Source organism: Algoriphagus resistens (genome assembly GCF_001442615.1).
GTDB classification, from domain to species: Bacteria; Bacteroidota; Bacteroidia; order Cytophagales; family Cyclobacteriaceae; genus Algoriphagus; species Algoriphagus resistens.
In genome coordinates, this window is the sequence record NZ_LMXN01000023.1 from 32,982 (window position 1) to 55,506 (window position 22,525).

Annotated in this window: 1 protein-coding gene; it reads left to right on the top strand. The window is 45.7% G+C overall.

Features of this window, described 5'->3' with window-relative positions:
- Positions 1–431: 431 nt before the first annotated feature.
- A partial coding sequence (locus AS141_RS26740) for a DUF7507 domain-containing protein (protein WP_198293619.1) occupies positions 432–22,525 on the top strand: 22,094 nt, incomplete at its 3' end.

The following is a 22,525-nucleotide window of genomic DNA, read 5'->3' on the forward strand; positions in this document are numbered from 1 at the left end:
ATCCAAATATTTATATATTCGCTAGTTACGCTGATTTCTTGACGCGGTATCCATTTTTTTTCAGCGTAGATTTCAAGTAAAAGGTAGTTTATCTTGATTACTGACCCGCCTGTATAGAGGTGATTTCATCAATTAATTTCGTTAAATCCTTTTATTCAGCTACTTGGGTCTTTATTTTTTATTTTTTTTTATTGGATTTTGGCCGCAACTGAAGGTAAAAAAAGTTTGAACTAACTTCAATTTATTGTATTTGCTTTTTAATTTTTCACTATATTTAACATCAGCTGCCTTAGTTTGAATAATCTGTATTTTATTTTAATAATAATTTCAAGATTTAATTAAGAATTTTTGATTTCAACTTTACTGACGATATGTTTTTTCAATTGGATCACATTTGCCCTCAACAAGGATTTGAAAAACTGCTTCATTTTATGAAAACTCAGTTGTTTGGCAAGCATTGGATAGGGGTACTTCTTACATTTTCTTTCTTCCTTTTTTTGCAGATAGGTGTTCTCAATGCGTCAACGGGGAAAAAATCAGAAGCTGGAATTATATCAGGTATTTTAACTTTTGCACCCACAGATTTGGCAATCAGTTTATCTGTCAATAATCCAAACCCGATTCTTGGAAACAATGTAGTTTTTACTATCTCAGTAAATAACAATGGACCCAATGATGCCAGCGGGGTTGAAGTGGTGGCATTGCTTCCTGCGGGATATGACTATCAGGGTGACAATATCGGAGGGGGGGTATATAATGCGGCTACCGGTATATGGAATATCGGGGGAGTGCTTACCGGAGAATCTTCAAGTATTGAGATTACTACGACAGTCACTACTACGGCGGATTATGAATTTTCTGCGGCTGTCACGCATGAGGAGATAGATACTGATCCTGAAAATGATCAGGCAGGAATTTCCATAGATCCTGTTCTGATAGCAGATCTGTCCACTGCTAAAACTACCGGCAACAACTTTCCCAATGCCGGTGAACAGCTTGTTTTCACCGTTTCAGTAACCAATAACGGGGATTACGATGCTACCAATGTAGTAGTCAACGATCAGCTAAGATCTGGCTATACTTATATAAGCGATAACAGTGAAGGAGCCTATGACGCCGGTACCGGTGATTGGAATTTAGGTGATTTGGCAAATGGTAGCACAGCAAGTATAGAAATCACTGTTTTGGTCAATGGTAATGGGGATTACGGGAATACAGCGACAGCCAGGGCAAACCAGTTTGATCCGGATAATTCCGACAATCAGAGCTCAATAACTTTGACACCTGTTCCTCAGACAGATCTGGGAATCACCAAGATGGCAAATAATGGTGCGCCAGATGTAGGTAGTACCGTGGATTTCACCATTACTGTCAACAACAGCGGACCGTCGCCGTCCACTGGAATACTAGTGTCAGATCAGCTTCCAGACGGCTATGAATATGTTTCTGACAGTCCTTCGCAGGGTACCTACGATGAGGGATCGGGAATCTGGACAGTAGGAAATTTGGCTTCTGGAGCTTCTGCAACCCTGAGCATTACTGCCAGAGTCTTAGAGCCCGTCTCAGGTGCTGACTTTGAAAATCATACTTCGATCATTGGCAGCAACGAAAATGATCCTAATCCTGCCAATAATTCAGCAAGCGAAATAACCACTCCAGTATCCAATCCAAGCTGGACTTTGACCAAAAGCAGTTCGGATAGCTTTGAAAATCCCGGAGATGTCATTGTCTATAACATAGAGGTAGAAAACACAGGGAACGTTTCCATCTCAAATGTGATGATAACAGATTCGCAGGCCACTTCCGGACCCGAGTATAGCTCCGGTGACACGAATTCGAATGATATTCTGGAGGTAGATGAGACATGGGTCTTCACAGCATCCTACGAAGTGACGCAGGAGGATATTGACAACGGAAGCTTCACCAACTCCGCCACTGTCACAGGAGATCCAACAGCCGGTGATCTGGAAGATGCGACTGGCCAAACTACGGCCAATGCGATACTAAACCCATCCTGGACGCTTAGCAAATCGGCGGCTGAATCAGATTTTGATGCTGTTGGAGATGTGATTAATTTCACCATCGCACTGGAAAATACAGGGAATGTTTCGATTCAAAACCCTATCGTGACCGACCCTGGTGCGAGTTCTCCACCTGCTTATTTATCAGGTGATGATGGTGACGGGGTTTTGGAAGTAGGCGAAACATGGGAGTTCACAGCCACACACGTGGTCTCCCAAGAAGACATTGACAGCGGAGGCTATACCAACACAGCTACGGCTTCAGGTGATTTGATTTCCGGCTCGATTCCAGATGCAAGCGGTCAGGCTACAGTGCCTTCAGTTCAAAATCCATCCTGGACAATTTCCAAGACGCCGGATGTTCCTTCCTACACCAACGCCGGCGATGTAATAACCTATACCATTGAAGTAGAAAACACCGGTAACGTATCGGTGAGTGATGTGATCGTTTCAGACCCTCAGGCGACATCCGTGCCTGTTTTTTCTTCTGGAGATGACAACAATGACAATAGGCTGTCTCCAGGGGAGATTTGGGTTTTTACGGCATCCTACACGGTGACCCAAGACGATGTGGACAAAGGAAGTTTTTCCAATATTGCCACAGTTGATGGGAATCCTGCCGGCGGAACACTTGATCCGGAAAGCGGCGATGCCACCGTCCCTGCCATCCAGACTCCGGAATGGACTATCTCCAAGACAAGCAATACTGCTTCGTATAGTAAACCGGGCGATGTCATTTCTTATACCATTGCTGTTCAAAACACAGGAAACGTATCCATCAGCAAAGTGGTCGTTTCAGATCCATTGACCAATAGTGCTCCTGCGTATCAGTCAGGCGATCAGGACAACGATCAGGAGCTCGACGTAAACGAAACCTGGGTTTTTACCGCTGAGTATACCGTCACCCAGGAAGACGTGGATAATGGCTCATTTAATAATACTGCTTCAGCTAACGGCGATCCTGCAGGTGGGGACTTGGATGATGTGACAGATGATGAATCTGTACCGGCTATCCAAACGCCAAAATGGACGATTTCCAAGTCTGTCAATCAAGATGGTTATGGCGAAATAGGCGATGTGCTTACCTATGAGATTATACTTTCAAACACCGGTAACGTGTCGATCAGCAATGTAGTGGTCAATGACCCACAGGCGACTTCCGGTCCTACCTATGTCTCCGGAGATACCAATTCTGACAATGAACTGAGTGTAGGAGAAAGCTGGACTTACACTGCTGAGCATGTGGTAAATCAAGATGATCTGAACGCTGGAAGCTTTACAAATGAAGTGACTGCTTCCGGTGACCCTGCGGGTGGAGATCTCGAAAACGCTACCGATGATGAGACCTTGGTAGGTTCTCAGAACCCAAAGCTTTCCATCAGTAAATCCGTGGAGGAAAGCGGCTACTCCGAGGCTGGGGAGGAACTGCACTATAATGTCACCGTAGTCAATACCGGTAACGTTACCCTGACTGATCTGCTCATCACTGACCCAAAAGTTGGGACTTCAGACGTCTATCCAGAATTCCAGCCTGGTCAGACCGTCACCATTCCCTTAACCTATATTGTCACTCAGGAAGATGTAGATCGGGGCTCTTTGCAAAATACCGCCTCAGCCACTGCAACAACCCCGAACGGAACTACTTTCACCCTCGATGACTCCGAAGATATCAAGGCCTCCCAAACTCCGAGGATGGAGGTGAGCAAATCAGCTGCTGAACCGGATTATATCGCAGTTGGTGAGGTGTTGAATTACACCATCATCCTTGAGAATACCGGGAATATTACCATCAATAATCCGCAAGTAGAAGATCCGTTAGCTACTTCCGGTCCAAGCTATGAAACGGGCGATGAGGATTCTGACGGCGTGTTGGATGTAGGAGAAACCTGGGTTTATACTGCTACCCATGTCGTGACCCAACAGGATATTGATAATGGTAGCTTCACCAATGAGGTCACCGCCAGTGGTGACCCCGCGGCGGGAACCTTACCTGATGAAATGGATGAAGTGACGGTGCCGGCCATTCAAAACCCAGAATGGGAGATGACCAAAACCGCCACCAACAATCCTAAAGAATATGCTTCAGCTGGCGATGCGATTGAGTATGACATAGTAATCGCCAACACCGGAAACGTTTCCATCAAAAGCGTGGAAGTATTCGATACCGGAGCTACCAATCCACCAATATATGAAAGTGGAGATGACAACGATGATTCAATACTGGATGTTGGGGAAACCTGGACCTACACAGCCAGCTATGTGGTGACCCAGGAAGACATTGACAATGGTAGTTACTCCAATACTGCCGAAGCAAACGGGATTTCTTTTGGGGGAAATCTGCCGAATATTAACGACGATGAAACCGTCCCTGCTAATCAGGTAGTTGATTGGAAGATCACCAAGACTCCATCCAGCGATACCTACACCAACGCAGGTGAAGTAATCACCTATACTTTCGAAGTGGAAAATACAGGCAATGTTTCGATCTCTGAGATCACACTTACTGATCCACTGACCTCTGAGCCTGCATACGTCTCTGGCGATTCTAACAACAACGGAAATATTGAGCCGGATGAGGTGTGGGTCTTCACCGCTGAATACACCATTACCCAGCAAGATATCAATAATGACAGTTTCACAAATACTGCTACAGCCGCCGGCACTCCTGCAAATGGCGACGACCTTCCGGATTCGGAAGATTCTTCCACTATAGATGCAATCCTAAACCCGGATATTTCCCTTGACAAATCTGTCGACAAGGTGACTTATGACGATACAGGAATCATCCTGAACTATACCGTTGTCGTCAGAAACACTGGGAATCTCACGCTCAGCGACGTTACAATTGTCGATGACTTGATTGATTTGGATGAAAGTGGAATCACTTTGGAGCCAGGTCAGGAATTGACTTATACAGGTTCGGTCACTGTAACCCAAGAAGATCTAGACAGTGGATCGATTATCAATTCGGCGACCGCTTCAGGCACAGATCCAAATGGAGAAGATGTCGATGACTCCGATTCCACTGAGTCCGATGCCGATCAGAGACCTTCCATCAACGTAGATAAAACCCTGACCAGCGATGGCTATGTGGAAGCGGGGGATGTTTTGGAATATACCATTGCTGTTACCAATACCGGAAATGTGACGCTGAGTGATGTGGATGTGATTGATCCCCTCACAGAAATGAGTGAGAATATCCCAAGCCTTGCTCCGGGAGAAAGTTTGGTGTTTACCACAACCTATACGGTAACCGTTGCTGATGTGGACAATGGTTCAGTCACCAATACTGCAACGGCCTCAGGCCAGGATCCGAACGGAGAAGACATCATTGATGACGATTCCCAAACAACCAATGGGGCGGAATCCGATGAAATCACCGTGCTCAAAAATGCCGATAAGTCGGGGTATTTTGAAGCAGGGGAAGTAGTGACCTACACCATTTTGGTTTCCAACACCGGTAATTCGACCATCAGTGATGCAACGGTAGTAGATCCATTGACTGGCCTGACAGAAGACATCGGGACTCTTGATCCGGGTCAGACGGTCACTTATACTACCACCTACACCGTCACGCAGGTAGATGTGGACAACGGTACCATCAGCAATACCGCCACTGCTTCTGGGACAAATTCAGACGGGGAGGATATACAAGATGATGATTCAGAGACAATAAACGGAGCAAAAAATCCGGAATTGAATGTCAACAAAACCCAAACTTCAGGTGATCTGGTAGAGGGAGAGGTCTTGGAATATACGATAGTGGTGACCAACACCGGTAACGTCACGATTTCTGACATTGAAGTAACCGATCCAAGTACAGGGCTAGATGTGAATATCGGTTACTTGGCTCCGGGAGAATCTTATACCTTGACTACTTTCCACACCGTAACAGCCGAGGATGTTGCAGCAGGCAGCTTTACCAATACCGCCACAGCAACAGGAGAGGACCCGGATGGAAACGATACCAGTGATTCAGACACTACTACTGATGGTGGAGATGGGCCATACAGCGAGTTGAGGGTAACCAAAACGGTTCAAGAAATTGGCTATACCGAAGAGGGTGACCTGCTGAACTATACCCTTGTAGTATCCAATCGGGGAAATGATGCACTTACCGATGTGGTGGTAACTGATCCATTAACCGGGCTGAGTGAGACTATTGATTTAGAACCTGGGCAAAGCCAGACTTTCAACGAAACCTATACCGTCAGCCAAGAGAATGTAGATATAGGATTCATTACCAACACAGCCACAGCGACGGGTCAGAATACCTCCAATGAAACGCTAACCGATACTGACTCCGAGCGCATCAACGGTGTGCAGACACCACAGATCAAAGTGGAAAAAGAGGCTAGTCAGGGAGGATATAAGTCAGTTGGGGATGTAATCAACTATACCATACTGGTCGCCAATACCGGAAACGTCACATTGTTTGATGTAGAAATTACAGATCCACTGACAGGATTGGCCCTGAGCGAACCTACTATTGCGCCTGGTCAGGTTTTAACCATTACCGAAAGTTACACCGTCACTCAGGAAGATCTGGACGTTGGAGTGGTGACAAATACAGCGACCGCAGCAGGGGAGGACTACTACGATGTGCAGGTATCCGGTGACGCTACTGAAAATGAAACCGGTGCCAGAAATCCGAAACTGACCCTAAACAAGACAGTCGAGGAATCTACGTATACCAATCCTGGAGATGAACTCCATTATACTTTGGTTGTCACCAATGCAGGAAATCTCACTGTCTTTGACACGGATGTCACAGATCCTTTCACCGGATTTGAAGAGACTGTGCCGGAATTGGCGCCTACTGAATCGGCGACATTTACCTTCACCTACGAGGTTACTCAAGAGGATATAGATCGGGGAAATATCCTCAATACTGCAAATGCTACTGGAAAAGATTTCCGTGGTGCTATTGTTTCAGATGAGGACGCGGTGAATGTCCCTGCTGACAGACAACCTGAACTGATTGTAACCAAGGATGCAGATATCGCAGAATTTGATTCTCCTGGAGTGGAGATTAATTATAACATTACCGTAACTAATTCTGGTAACGTAACTGTTACGAATCTGGACGTAGTAGATCTCAAAGTCAGCTCGGGTCCGGAATATGTCAGTGGTGATGACGGAGACGGTTTACTGAATGTCAATGAAACTTGGACATACTCGGCTTCCTATATAACCACTCAGGCAGATGTGGACAATGGGGATTTTGATAATACCGTCAATGCGGGTGGAGATTTGGCAGGGGGCGGATCCACTCAGGGAAGTGCAAATGAAACAGTCGCTGGAATCCAAAATCCAAGCTGGACGTTGGATAAGGCTGGAATAGATAATCCCAGCGCATACACCGAGGTAGGCGAAACACTTAATTATAGCATCGTACTTGCCAATACTGGAAATATCTCCATCAGCAATGTCAACATTCAAGACCCAAATGCTACTACTGGGCCAGACTACCTTGACGGAGATGTCAATACTGATAACGTCCTAGATGTAGGGGAAAGCTGGACTTATACAGCTACGCACATCATTACCCAGCAGGATCTTGATAATGGCCAATTTGTGAATACCGCCACAGCCAAAGGCAGTCCGGCAGGAGGATCGATACCTGATCTTACAGATAGTGAAACTATAAATGCTATCCAAAACCCTGAATGGACATTAACCAAAACCAGCACCACACTGCCTAATTCCTATTCAGCTCCTGGAAATATTCTGACCTATCAGCTTGAGCTCGAAAACACCGGGAATATTTCGATCAGCAATGTAGATGTCACTGATCCGTTTGTTGCCGAAGGCCCGACATATAGAACTGGCGACAAAGACGGAGATGATATCCTGGATGTAGGAGAGACATGGGAGTACGCTGCCAAATACACGGTAAACCAGCAGGACATCAACGCAGGTTCGTTTACCAACACGGCTACGGCTACAGGGACCCCTGCCGGAGGCAACTTACCCGATGCCCAGGGCGAAGAAATCGTCAATGCTATTCAAAACCCGAGATTGGAAGTAACCAAATCAGTGGAGGAAAGCGGCTATACAGCAGTGGGTGAAGTGCTTCATTACACTATTGTTTTGGAAAATATCGGAAACGTGACTGTATATGATATTACAGCTTCAGATTCTAAGACTTTACTTAGTACTGAAATTGCAACTATGGAGCCTGGTGATACAAGAACGTTCCAAGAAACTTATACAGTAACTCAGGAAGACGTTGATCGGGGAACAATTGAAAATACTGCAGATGCTACAGGCTTTGACTTTCTAGGTAATGTGGTGCAAGACGACGACACCGAATTATTAAACGGTGCCCAAAGTCCTCAAATTACCATCGACAAATCAGTACAACAGAATAGCTACATCAATGCAGGTGAAGCCTTGGATTACACCATAATCGTAACAAATACAGGTAACATTACGGTATTCGACATGGAAGTCTCTGATGATCTGACTGGACTTTCTACCAATGTAGCGACTTTCTCACCAGGTGAAAGTGTGACTTATACAGAGGTTTATACAGTCACTCAGGACGATGTGGACAACTCCAGAATTGACAATACAGCGATTGCTGAGGGCACAGACTTTAATGGACTGCCTGTGTCTGACGATGACCTGGAAAGAATCACCGGGGTTCAGAATCCATTTATTTCCTCTTCCAAATCCTCTCCTCAGACCACCTACTCTTTTGTAGGGGAGGTGATCAATTATGAAATCCTGATCAATAACACAGGTAACGTCTCCTTCTATACTATGGAGATCAACGATCCTAAAGCTGAAGTCACCAGCGAAAATCCAATTTTAATCATTCCTGCTCATACAACCGCTACAGTAACTGCGGTGCACACAGTGACTCAAGAGGATATAGATGCAGGTTCTTACACCAATCAGGCTACTGCTGAGGGGGCATTGAAGACCGGTGTTCCGATTTCTACCACTACCAATCAGGTGACGCTTCAAGCTATCCAGAATCCATCTTTGGTAGCAACCAAAGCGACTTCCACTGCAGATTACGATGAAGTGGGTGATGTGATTGAGTACACCCTCGTAGTAGAAAATACCGGAAATGTGACACTAACAAATGTCACGGTGAATGAACCAAAAGCGGTAATCACAGCAGGGAATCCTGTATTGACTTTGGCACCAACTGAAACCGCTACCATCACCGCTGAGCATGTGGTGACCCAGGAAGATCTGGATGCAGGTGAATATAGAAATCAGGCAACTGCAAGAGGCCAAGATCCAAAAAACAACAATGCTGATGCTTCCACTAATGAAATCATCGTGCCTGCTATTCAGTCTCCTTCTTTGGCCTCTGTCAAACGATCCACCACAAGCAGTTACTCCGCTGTTGGTGATGTGATTAACTATGACATTGTCGTCAGAAATACAGGAAATGTGACACTTACGAATATTGTGGTCACAGATCCAAAAGCGACGATCATCTCAGGAAGTCCGATCGCTACTTTGGCACCTCAGCAAAATGCCACTGTCACTGCCGAGCATGTGGTCGTGCAGGCTGACATTGATGCGGGTTCCTATACCAATCAGGCCACTGCTACAGGACAGGATACCAATGGCGGTAACGTAAATACCGAAACCAATGAGGTGACAGTTCCGGCGATTGAAAATCCTGGCATCTCTATCGACAAGACCGCCATTACGACTAGCTATTCAGAAGACGGAGACGTGATTTCATACCAGGTCACAGTAATAAATACAGGCAATGTGACCTTGACGGATGTCCAGGTAATAGATCCATTGACTGAAATGGATGAGAGCATTGCAACTTTTGCACCTGGGGCCACGCAGGTATTTACCACCACATATACCACCGACCAGGTAGATGTAGATAATGGCTCAGTGCCAAATACGGCATCCGTCACTGCAGTTCCTCCTGCTTCCAGCGAGATCTCTTCAGTTAACGATACGGACGATGAACTTGTTAATGCAATCCAAACTCCAGCTATAGAAGTTGATAAATCTGCCGATAAAACTACTTTTAATACGCCTGGTGAAGTAGTGACTTATACTATTGTCGTCTCAAATACAGGCAACGTGACTTTGACGGGTGTAGAGGTGACAGATCCACTGACAGGCTTGGATGAAGCCGTTGGTACGTTGGCACCAGGGCAAAGCGCTACCTATACAACTACAATTACCATTACCCAGGCTGACATTGACAATGGGTCCATCTCCAATACTGCAGCAACAAATGGAGTCGATCCGAATGGTGATCAGGTAAATGATACAGATGATGAGCTGATTAATGCACTTCAAAATGGTGACATTGAAATCACCAAAACTGCCAATCCTAAGGATTTCAGTGCTCCTGACACAGAAATCACTTATATGATAACAGTAGAAAATATCGGAAATCTTACCCTAGAAAATGTATCAGTAACAGATCCGCTGACCGGATTGGATGAGACGATAGAAGTTCTTGCTCCTGGCCAAATAGAAACCTATACGTCCACCCTGAATACTACTCAGGAAGATTTGGACAATGGAAGTATCCCAAATACGGCAAGCGCTGCCGGGCAAACTACCCAAGGTGAGGATGTTTCTGATACGGATGACGATCTGGTCACTGCCCAACAAAGTGGTTCTATTGAAGTGAAAAAGACCTCAAGTCCTAAATTCTTCAATGCTGCCGGCGAGGTGATCACTTATATCCTAGAAGTTACCAATACCGGGAATGTGACTTTGGATGAAGTAGAACTAGTGGATCCACTGACAAACTTTGATAAGCTCGTGGGTACAATGGCGCCTGGAGAAACCCAGACTTTCACCACCCATTATACCCTCACTCAAGCTGATGTGGACAACACCAATCTGATGAACACCGCCACTGCCACTGGATTGACCCCTACGGATGAGGAAGTATCAGGTACTGACAATGCCCGTATTTATGTAGTCGGATCCCCGGCTATAGAAATCGAGAAAACTGCTGATCCGCTGACCTTCAATGAGTCGGGAGAAACGATCACTTATACCCTGGCGGTTACCAATATCGGAAATGTGACTTTAACTAATGTAACGGTCATCGATCCACTCACTGGGACGAATGAACTGGTAGAAGATGGGATATTGGAGCCTGCGGAAAGTAAGACAGTCACTACCACTTACATTGCTAGCCAAGAGGATCTCGACCAAGGTTTCATTACCAACGTAGCAACCGTTACCAGTCTTGACCCGGATGAAGAGACAGTTGAAGATTCCGATAATGCACGGGTTCAAGGACTTCGTTCCGGAGCTATAGGCATAGAGAAAACAGCCAATCAGCTAACTTTTGATGAGGCAGGAGACGAGTTAGGCTACACCATTACAGTGACCAATGAAGGTAATGTGACTTTGACAAATGTGGAAGTGACCGATCCATTGACAGGCCTAACTTGGGATGTCGGAGAAATGGCTCCTGGAGCAAGTGTATCTACCGTGACGGCTTATAGTGCGGATCAAGACGATGTCAATGCCGGACTGGTGTTGAATGAAGCCACAGCTACAGGCAATACTCCTTCTGATAAAGTAGTAACTGATCAAGATGACGCCAGAGTACTTTCCAGGAGATCAGCTTCAATTTCCATAGAGAAAACACCACTTCGACGGACCTACAATCAAGCAGGTGAAACAATTGATTATGAATTGGTGGTCTCTAATACCGGTAATGTCACACTTACAGCTGTGGAAGTAACCGATCCTCTGACAGGTTTTGAGACAGCAATTGAGAGCATGGCTCCTGCAGAAGCGAAAATTTACACGGTGTCTTATACCGTAACTCAGACTGATGTAGATAGAGGTACCATTATAAATGTAGCGACTGTCTCCGGACAGACTCCTGCAGATAGAACGGTCAATGATACGGACAATGCAATTGTACTCTCTAGAAGATCAGCTTCTGTTTCCATCACGAAAGAGGCAGATGTCCAGACTTATGATGAGGCAGACGATGTGATCACATATACATTGACAGCGACTAATACTGGAAATGTGACTTTGACAAATGTCGAAGTGGTTGATCCTCTTACTCAATTCAATACAATCATTCCGACTTTTGCACCTGGGGAATCTCAGGATTTCACGACTTCCTATACAATCACGCAGGAAGATGTAGATAACGGCGAACTTCCAAATACAGCTTCTGTTACCGGTACCACTCCGGCAAGCTTAACTGTAAGGGATACAGATGATGAGCTGGTGAGGGCAATTCAAAACGGAGAAATCACCATCACCAAGTCTTCTGATGTTAGAACATATGATGCCGTAGGGAATCAGATTACTTATACCCTAGTGGTGGAAAACACAGGTAACGTGACCTTGTCAGATGTGGAAGTTCTGGATCCACTGACAGGATTGACCGAAGATGTTGACTCTTTGGCACCGGGAGATAGTGTGACCTTTACCGAAGTCTATACTGTAAATCAGACCGATCTGAATGCTGGACAAATTGAAAATACTGCTTTTGGTTCAGGAGTCACTCCTGATGGAGAAACGGTAGAAGATGAGGATTCTGCAAATGTTGATGCAATCCAAAGCGGTGAAATCGAGTTGGTGAAAGAAGCCGACAAGGCTACCTTCTCTGAAACTGGCGAGGTAATTACTTACACCATCGTGGTGACCAACACCGGAAATGTGACGCTAACCCGGATTTATGGTATAGATAACATGACCGGCCTCAGTGGGTTTATCCCTATACTTCAGCCAGGCGAATCCAGGACTTTCACCGAAGCATATGAAGTTACACAAGATGATTTGGATAGCGGAATTATCTATAATTCTGCGGATGCAAACGCCTATACTCCTGATGGAAGTCAGGTTCAGGATTCTGATGACACTACAGTCATTGGATTGCAAGATCCAGAAATCAGCATCACCAAGACTGCCGATCCAACCACATACAATGCACCTGGTGAAGTAATTACTTACACCCTGATGGTGGAAAATACGGGTAACGTAACGCTGGAGGATGTGACGGTAAAAGATCCATTGACTTCGTTGGATAGAAATATCGGAACTTTGGAACCTGTAGAATCCAGCTCCATCACCACTCGTTATACTATTACTCAAGCAGATGTTGATGCAGCAGAAGTGGATAATATTGCAGAGGTCACTGGGGTTGCTCCGGATAATAGTCGCGCAAGAGATGACGATGAAGCGATTGTCACGGCTTTACTTGATCCTGCTATAGCTATTGAGAAATCTGCCAATGTATCTGATTACGATGCGCCTGGAGATGTGATCAGATATACACTTACAATCACCAATACGGGTAATGTGACCCTGACCGATGTATCCGTTGCTGATCCATTAACTACATTGTCTACCAATGTAGGCGTGTTGGCACCTGGAGAATCTACCAATGTAATAGAAAACTATACTGTCACACAGTCGGATATAGACAATGGGTCGATTTATAATCAGGCAACAGCTAAAGGCTCCACACCTCAAAATACGCAGGTGACAGATCAAGATGACCTGACGATTGAAGCTATACAACTGTCATCAATCGAAATTGAGAAAACTACGCCTCAGACTACTTATGATCAGGCTGGAAATGTGATTTTCTATACCTTGACTGTGACCAATACAGGTAATGTAACCTTGACGGATGTAGTTGTAACAGACCCACTGACTGGGCTTACTTACAATGCTGGCTCTTTTGCTCCAAATGAATCCAAAAACGGTCAAACCACTTACACGGTAACGCAGGCGGACATGGATAGTGGGGAAATACTCAATACTGCAACAGTCGTTGGCAATGATCCAGATGACAATCAAGTCAGCGATGACGATGAGATCACTTCCCGGGCAAATCAGATTGGTGGAATAGAAATCAGGAAAGTGGCTTCACCAAAAATATTCACTACAGCAGGTCAGGAAATCACCTACACGCTGGAAGTTACCAATGTTGGGAATGTGACCTTGACAGATGTAACGGTGACAGACCCATTGACTGGTCTGACGCAAACAGTTCCGACCCTACTACCTGAGGAATCTCAGCAATTCCAGACTACCTACACCGTGAGTCAGGCTGAAGTAGATTCCGGGTCTGTGAATAATGTAGCGACGGCTACCGGCACCACACCTTATGATGAAATGGTGGAGGATACTGATAATGAGCAGATCATAGCGGTGCAAAATGGAGCGATTGAGGTGACGAAAACTTCCAGTCCTAAATTCTTCAATTCCGCAGGTGAGGTGATCACTTATACTATAGAGGTGACCAATATCGGAAACGTGACCTTGGAAGAAGTGGAAGTGAATGATCCATTGACCAGCTTCGGGCAGACAATCGGCACGCTTGTACCTGGAGAAAGTGAGCGCTTCACGACTACTTATACTTTGACTCAACAAGATGTAGATAACACCAACTTGGTCAATACGGCAACTGCCTCAGGAATGACTCCTGATGATGAACAAGTCGAAGATACGGATAATGCGAGCGTGTATGTGGTCGGATCTCCTGCAATAGAGATAACCAAGTCGGTTTCGCCACAGACTTTTGATCAAGCGGGAGAATTGATTTCTTATACGCTTACAGTAACCAACATCGGTAATGAGACTTTGACAGATGTGACAATTTCCGATCCACTGACTTCTACCGATGAGAATGTAGGGACTTTGGCACCGGGGCAAAGTACATCAATCACAGTAGCCTATACCGCTACCCAGTCTGATTTGGATCAAGGATTTATAATAAATACGGCTTCAGTAGCCGGAACGGATCCTGATAATAACGAGGTAATTGATAGTGACAATGTACGGGTTCAAGGCTTGAGATCCGGTGCGATTAGTATTGATAAGAAAGCAAATCAGCTAACTTTTGATGAAGCAGGAGACGAGTTAGGCTACACCATAACAGTGACCAATGAGGGAAATGTGACTTTGGAAAATGTGGAAGTGACCGATCCATTGACAGGCCTGACTTGGGATGTGGGAACTATGGCTCCTGGAGCAAGTGTTTCCACGATCACTAGTTACAAGGTAGATCAAGATGACGTGGATGCAGGGTTGGTTCTTAACGAAGCCACGGCAACTGGTCTGACTCCTGCTGATCGAACTGTGACCGATACTGACAATGCAAGAGTTCTTTCGAAAAGGTCTGGTTCTATTGCTATAGACAAGGTACCGATCCAAAGGACATTTGGTGAAGCTGGTGAAGTGATTGACTACACCTTGACTGTGACTAATACAGGCAATGTGACTTTGACCGAGGTGGAGGTGACCGATCCGTTGACTGGTTTTGTCACTACTGTTCCGACTTTGGCTCCGACAGCTAACGAAACCTACACTGTATCCTACACGGCCACCCAGGCCAATGTAAATGCAGGGTTGATCGTTAATCAGGCTACTGCAACCGGTGCAACTCCTCCGGGTAGAACCGTGTCAGATACTGACAATGCTGTAGTCCTGTCCAGAAGATCCGCTGCGATTGATTTGAGCAAAGAGGCTGATGTGGGGATATATGGTGCTGTAGGTGATGTGATTACCTACACGCTGACCGTGACCAATACCGGAAATGTGACGTTGGCAGATGTCGGGGTAACTGATCCGCTTACGGCGTTCGGTACGACTATTCCAAGTTTGAATCCGACAGAAGTTCAGACATTTACAACTGCCTATACAATTACACAGCAAGATCTGGATAACGGTGAATTGCCAAACACGGCAACTGCTTCGGGTACTTCACCTGCAAACAGAACGGTAGCTGACTCTGATGATGAACTAGTGACAGCTATCCAAAACGGTGAAATCACTGTCACCAAATCTGCAGATGTGGATGCTTATGATTCTGTGGGGGATGAAATCACTTACACCATTGTGGTCCAAAACGCAGGTAATGTGACTCTGACCAATGTGGAAGTAGTAGATCCTTTGACCGGGCTGACCGAGACACTACAGTCTTTGGCTCCTGGAGAAAGCAGGACTTTCACGGCGGTGTATGAAGTCGATCAGGATGATATAGATGCGGGTCAGGTAGAAAATACCGCTTCAGCAAACGGTGAAACTCCAGCTGGCGATACCGTGGAAGATGAAGACTCAGTGATAGTTGATGCACTTCAAAATGGCGAAATCGACTTAGTGAAAGAAGCTGATAAAGCGACATATACCAATGCCGGTGAAGTGATTGTTTACACAGTTACCATCACCAATACCGGAAATGTGACACTTCATTCCTTAGAAGTTACGGATCCATTGACAGGTGCTGACGAGCCTATTAATACCTTGGTTCCAAGTGCTAGTCTGTCAAAAGATTTTACTTATACGGTCACTCAGGCTGATGTGGATAATGGGCAAATCGACAATACAGCAAGTGTGACAGCTTTGGATCCTAATGAAAATCCTGTGGAGGATAGCGATGCTGTAACTGTGGATGCTGTACAGGAAGGAGAGATTGAGTTGACAAAATCTGTAAATGTCTCCACCTACAATGAAGCAGGAGATGTAATCAGATATACGGTAATCATCACCAATACTGGAAATGTGACACTGACAGATGTGAATGTAACGGATCCATTGGTAAGTCTGGATGAATCCTATCCATCCATGGCACCGGGTGAAAGCTATACGTTGACCAGTCGATATACTGTAACTCAAGCTGACGTGGACAATGGCCAAATTGACAATACGGCAAGCGTAAGAGGCAATTCCCCAAATCCTGCGACAGTCTCCGATGAGGATAGTGTGACTATTATTGGAGAACAAAGCCCAGCTATTCTCCTTGAGAAAGTAGCAGATGTGGCGACCTTTGATGCTGCCGACGATGTGATTACTTACTCGCTCACAGTGACCAATATCGGAAATGTGACCTTGAGCAATGTGATTGTGACCGATCCATTGACATCAATGAATGAAATTGTGCCTACTTTGACTCCGGATGAGGTAGCGACATTTACCACTACCTATACAATTCTACAATCCAACGTGGATAGTGGATCGGTGATCAATGATGCAAATGTTAATGGCACTCCACCTGTCGGACCTGATGTGACGGATAAGGATGCTGTGGAGGTTACAGCACTTCAGAGTGGTTCTATAGATCTGGATAAAACTGCTTCCCCTAGAATATTTGATGAACCTGGAGATGTAATCACTTACACCTTGGTAGTGACCAATACAGGCAACCTGACTTTGACAGATCTGAATCTGGTCGATAGCAAACTATCCTTAGATGAAGACTTTGGTTCTTTGGCTCCTGGTGAAACAGCGACTTATAGACCTAGCTATACCATTACACAGGAAGATGTGGATGGAGGTAGAATTGTAAATACAGCCACGGCAACTGGAAACACTTCAGTAGAAGATGGCTTGGTGGACACTGACGATGTCACTGTATTCCGAAGAGGAACTCCGGGTATAGAAATTCAGAAATCTGCTACGCCAAAACTTTACACGCAAGCGGGAGAGGTGATCAATTATACCTTGACTGTAACCAACGCGGGTAACCTGACAATAAACGATGTCATCGTTAACGATGATTTGACAGGTTTCTCCGAAAACGTAGGATCACTTGCTCCTGAAAGTATGGCAATCAGAAATACCACTTACACTGTGACACAGGCAGACGTGGACAATGGAAATATTACAAACATTGCGACAGTCCAAGGAACTGCCTCTAATAATGAAGTGGTAAACGATCAGGACGATGAGAAAGTGACTGCTTTGACAGCTGGCTTATTGACAATAGATAAAACGCCAAGTCCTAGATTGTACCGCGATGCCGGGGATAAGATTACCTATACCATTGTAATTAACAATCGTGGAAATGTCACGCTGAGCAATGTGCAAGTGATCGATCCACTGACAGGAATGGACGTGGTAGTAGGTGATTTGGCTCCGGGTGCAAGCAGAACTTTCACAGAGGATTACACCGTAGAGCAGGACGATGTGGATGCAGGTTTGATAAGGAATATTGCTACTGCCACCGGCATCACACCAAAAGGACGTGATCTGAATGTCACTGACAATGCTGTTGTCATTGCATTGAGAAATGGAAGCATAGCCATCCAAAAAACTGCTGATGTGTCAACTTACGATTCGACTGGAGATGTGATTCCGTATACTCTGGTGGTGACTAACACCGGAAATGTGACTTTGACCGAAGTCTCCGTGACGGATCCCCAGACTTCTTTAAATGAAAATATTGAGGAATTGGCACCAGGTGAAAGTGCTACTATCACGACGACTTATACCATCACTCAGGAGGATGTGGATGCTTCAGTATTTGACAATGTAGCCACTGCCACAGGTCTCACTCCTGCGGCAAGAACTGTTGTGTCTCAGGATGATGAAGAGGTAGCGGCCATTTTGAGTGGAAGCATTGCTATAGAGAAAGTTTCGGATATCAGCACTTACGATGAAGTGGGACAGACTGCTACCTATACGATCACCGTCACAAATACCGGAAATGTAACCTTGAGCAATGTGTTGGTTCAAGATCCAAAAACCGGTTTGGATGAAGTAGTGCCGACAATGGCACCGGCCGAGTCTTTAAGCTTTACTGCAACACATGTAATTAATCAGGATGATCTGGATAATGGCTTCTACGAAAATATTGCAGGAACTCAAGGCACCACCCCACAAAATGTTAATGTGGTAGATCTCGATACTGTACAGATAGGAGCTACTCAAGCGCCATCCATTATTTTGGAGAAATCAGCAGATGTAAACACGTTTGATGAAGCTGGTGATGTGATTAACTACATGGTGGTTGTGACCAATGATGGTAATGTATCATTGGACAATGTTACAGTCAGCGATCCAAAAACCGGCTCCAGCAGAAATGTGGGCATTATGAAACCAACCGAATCTGCAACTTTGACTGTAAGTTATACAGTTACGCAAGCTGATGTGGATAGGGGGTCGCTGGAAAATGTGGCTTCCGTTACAGGCGAAACACCAGATGGTAGTGAAGTAGAGGATGATGACGAGCTGATCATCGATGGAGTCAAAAATCCATCTATTACAATTGACAAGAACACGACCGCAACTACTTATGTGGAGGAGGGAGATGTGATTCCATATTCTTTGGTAGTGAACAACACAGGCAATGTGACATTGACTGATGTGTCGATTGAAGATCCGCTGACTGGATATATGGAAAATATAGGTATGCTTACTCCGGGTGAGAGTATAACAGTGACCACCAGTTACACTGTTTCCCAAGAGGATGTGGATAATGCTGAGGTGGAAAATATTGCGACAGCAACAGGTACTGATCCAGATGGAGGAGATACAGAGGATACGGATAATACAGTGACCCCAAGTACTCAGAGCCCAAGTCTGACAGTGGACAAAGTTGCTGATGTGTCAAGCTACTCCGAGGCTGGAGATGTGGTTCCTTATTCCATCGTCGTGACCAATACAGGAAATGTAACGTTGACGGATGTGAACGGGATGGATGACCTGACTGGGCTGAGCAGAAACTTCGGCACGATGGCACCGGGTCAATCGGTTACCGTGACTACGAACTATACCGTGACGCAGGCCGATGTTGATACAGGCATCATAGAAAATTTTGCGACAGCCTCGGGAACAGATCCGAACGGTGCCCCAATTGATGATGGCGATGGGGCCACTGTAGACGGCATCAAAAACCCATCTATTGATGTGGAAAAAGCCACAAATGCGACAACTTATACAGAAGCGGGAGGAGAGATCAACTATGGTATTGTGGTAACCAACACAGGCAACGTAACCCTCAGTGATGTGACCGTAGAGGATCCACTGACAGGTCTGGATGATAATGTGGGCACGTTGGCTCCGGGTGAAAGTGCAACAATCATCACGGCATATACCGTTACCCAGGAGGATGTGGACAACGGCAGTATCATCAACCTTGTGACAGCCACAGGTACCGATCCTGACGGTGGCGAAACAGAGGATGAAGACGAAGTGATCATTGATGGTACCCAGAATCCGTCCATAGGAGTGGTGAAGACTGCCGACCAGACAACTTACGATGAGGCTGGTACAGTGGTCAGCTATACCTTGGTAGTGACCAATATCGGGAATGTAACTCTGACTGACGTGACGGTCGAAGATCCTCTGACCGAGCTGGATGAAACAGTCGGCCCAGGTACCTTGACACCTGGAGAATCTGCTACCGTATTGACCTCTTACACCATCACCCAACAGGATGTAGATAACGGAGAAGTGGTCAATACTGTCACAGCTACCGGTACAGATACAGATAACAATGAGGTGACTGATGAGGATGAGGTGATCATCACAGCTGACCAGCGTGGAGAGGTTGAGATCAATAAATCTTCGGATGTGACTGGTTACGACAGTCCTGGCGATATCATTACTTATACACTGGTAGTTACGAACACAGGAAATGTGACACTAAGCAATGTGACGGTGGAAGATCCTTTGACTCGATTAGACCAGAATATAGGCACTCTAGCACCGGCAGAGATAGTTACGCTTACCGAAAGTTATACCGTGACCCAGGCGCAGATCGATGCAAGTCAGGTGGAAAATACTGCCACGGTGGAAGGACTTACCCCGACAGACGATACAGTATCTGACGAGGATGATGTGACCGTTCTCGCATTGCAGGCAGCAGCCATAGAGGTGAAGAAGACTGCAGCTCCTAGAATTTATGACGCCGAGGGAGACGTGATCAACTATACCCTTGTGGTGACCAATACCGGCAATGTGACTCTTTCAGGAGTTACACTTGAAGATCCGTTGACAGGATATGCTGAAAATATCGGTACTATGAACCCGGGAGATGTATTATCCTTTACTACGGCCTACACGATTGTGCAACAGGATCTGGAAAATGGCAATGTGCTGAATACGGTACTGGTGGGAGGTACAGCACCTGACAATTCCATTGTGGAAGACGATGACGATGTGCGTGTGTTTGCCGATGGTGAGCCGGGCATAGAGATTCTGAAGACCGCCACACCACTTACCTATGATGTAGCGGGCGAAACGATCAGCTATGAACTCATCGTGGGCAATGTGGGTAATCTGGAACTTTACGAAGTAGTGATCACGGATCCGCAGGTGATAATAGCTCCACGAGAGATCGCTACGCTTGCCGTCGGAGAGTCAACTACCTATACGCTTACAAGAGATGTGACTCAGGAAGATATAGACAACGGTTTCTTTACCAATACAGCCTCAGTCTCTGCCCATGATATCCATGCCCAAGAAGTCAATGATACAGACAATGCGACGGTAGTGGCAAGAAGAGCTGCAGGACTCAAGATTACCAAGTCGGCTTCACCTAACCTGTTTGATGAAGCGGGCGATGTGATTACTTACACACTTACCTTGACCAATACGGGCAATGTGACTTTGACAGACGTGCATGTGGTGGATCCATTGACAGGTCTGGATGCGGTGATACCGGTCTTGGAACCAGGAGAAAGTCTGGACAGAAGCACTGAACTGACGGTGACCCAGGATCAGATGGATGCCGGCAGAATTGTCAACAATGCGACAGCCGAAGGGACTACTTCGGCTGGTAGAGTCCTGACCGACAATGACAGGGCAATAGTTCTTGGAAGAAGAAGTGGAGAGATCTCAGTAGAGAAAACAGCCAATGATACAGATTACAACAATGAAGGTGATGTACTGAGCTATACCATCGTGGTGAGCAATACAGGTAATGTGACATTGAGCGATGTGACGGTGGAAGATCCGCTGACAGGAATGAATGAAGGAATTGCTACCCTGGTACCGGATGAATCTCAGTCCTTCACTACTTATTATACAGTGACACAAGTCGACCTGGATACGGGAGTGGTTGAGAATACGGTGACTGCCGATGGTCTGACACCGATCAGCCGTACTGTGACCGATACAGATGATGCAATAGTTGAGGGTACAAAAGCCCCAAGTTTGGAAGTGGTAAAAACAGCCAATGAAGCAGAATACGATGAAGTCGGTGATGTTATCCCTTACACCATTGTGGTGACCAATACAGGTAATGTGACCTTGACGGATGTAACGGTTGTCGATGACCTGACCGGATTCTCCAATAATGAGGGGACGTTGGAGACGGGAGAATCGGTGACCATTACAACGACTTATACGGTGACTCAGCAAGATCTGGATTATGGCAGTATCACTAACCTTGCTTCTGCCACCGGAACCGATCCTGACAGTGGACAGACTGATGACGAGGATGGTACCACTATCGACGGAATTCAAAACCCTGACATAGCCATTGAAAAGTTCACCGATGTAGCTTCTTATGATGAATCAGGAGATGTGATTCCATTTGCACTGGTAGTTACCAATACAGGTAATGTAACCTTGACAGATGTAATAGTGGAAGATCCTCTGACAGGTTATACCGAAAATTTAGGAACACTTGCTCCAGGGGAGTCAATAACTACGACTACAAGTTACACAGTAACTCAAGCGGATGTGGATAATGGAAGCTTTAGCAATACGGGCTCGGCTACAGGAACGGATCCTAAAGGGGGTGCTGTAATTGATGATGACACCATAGTAGTAAATGGCAT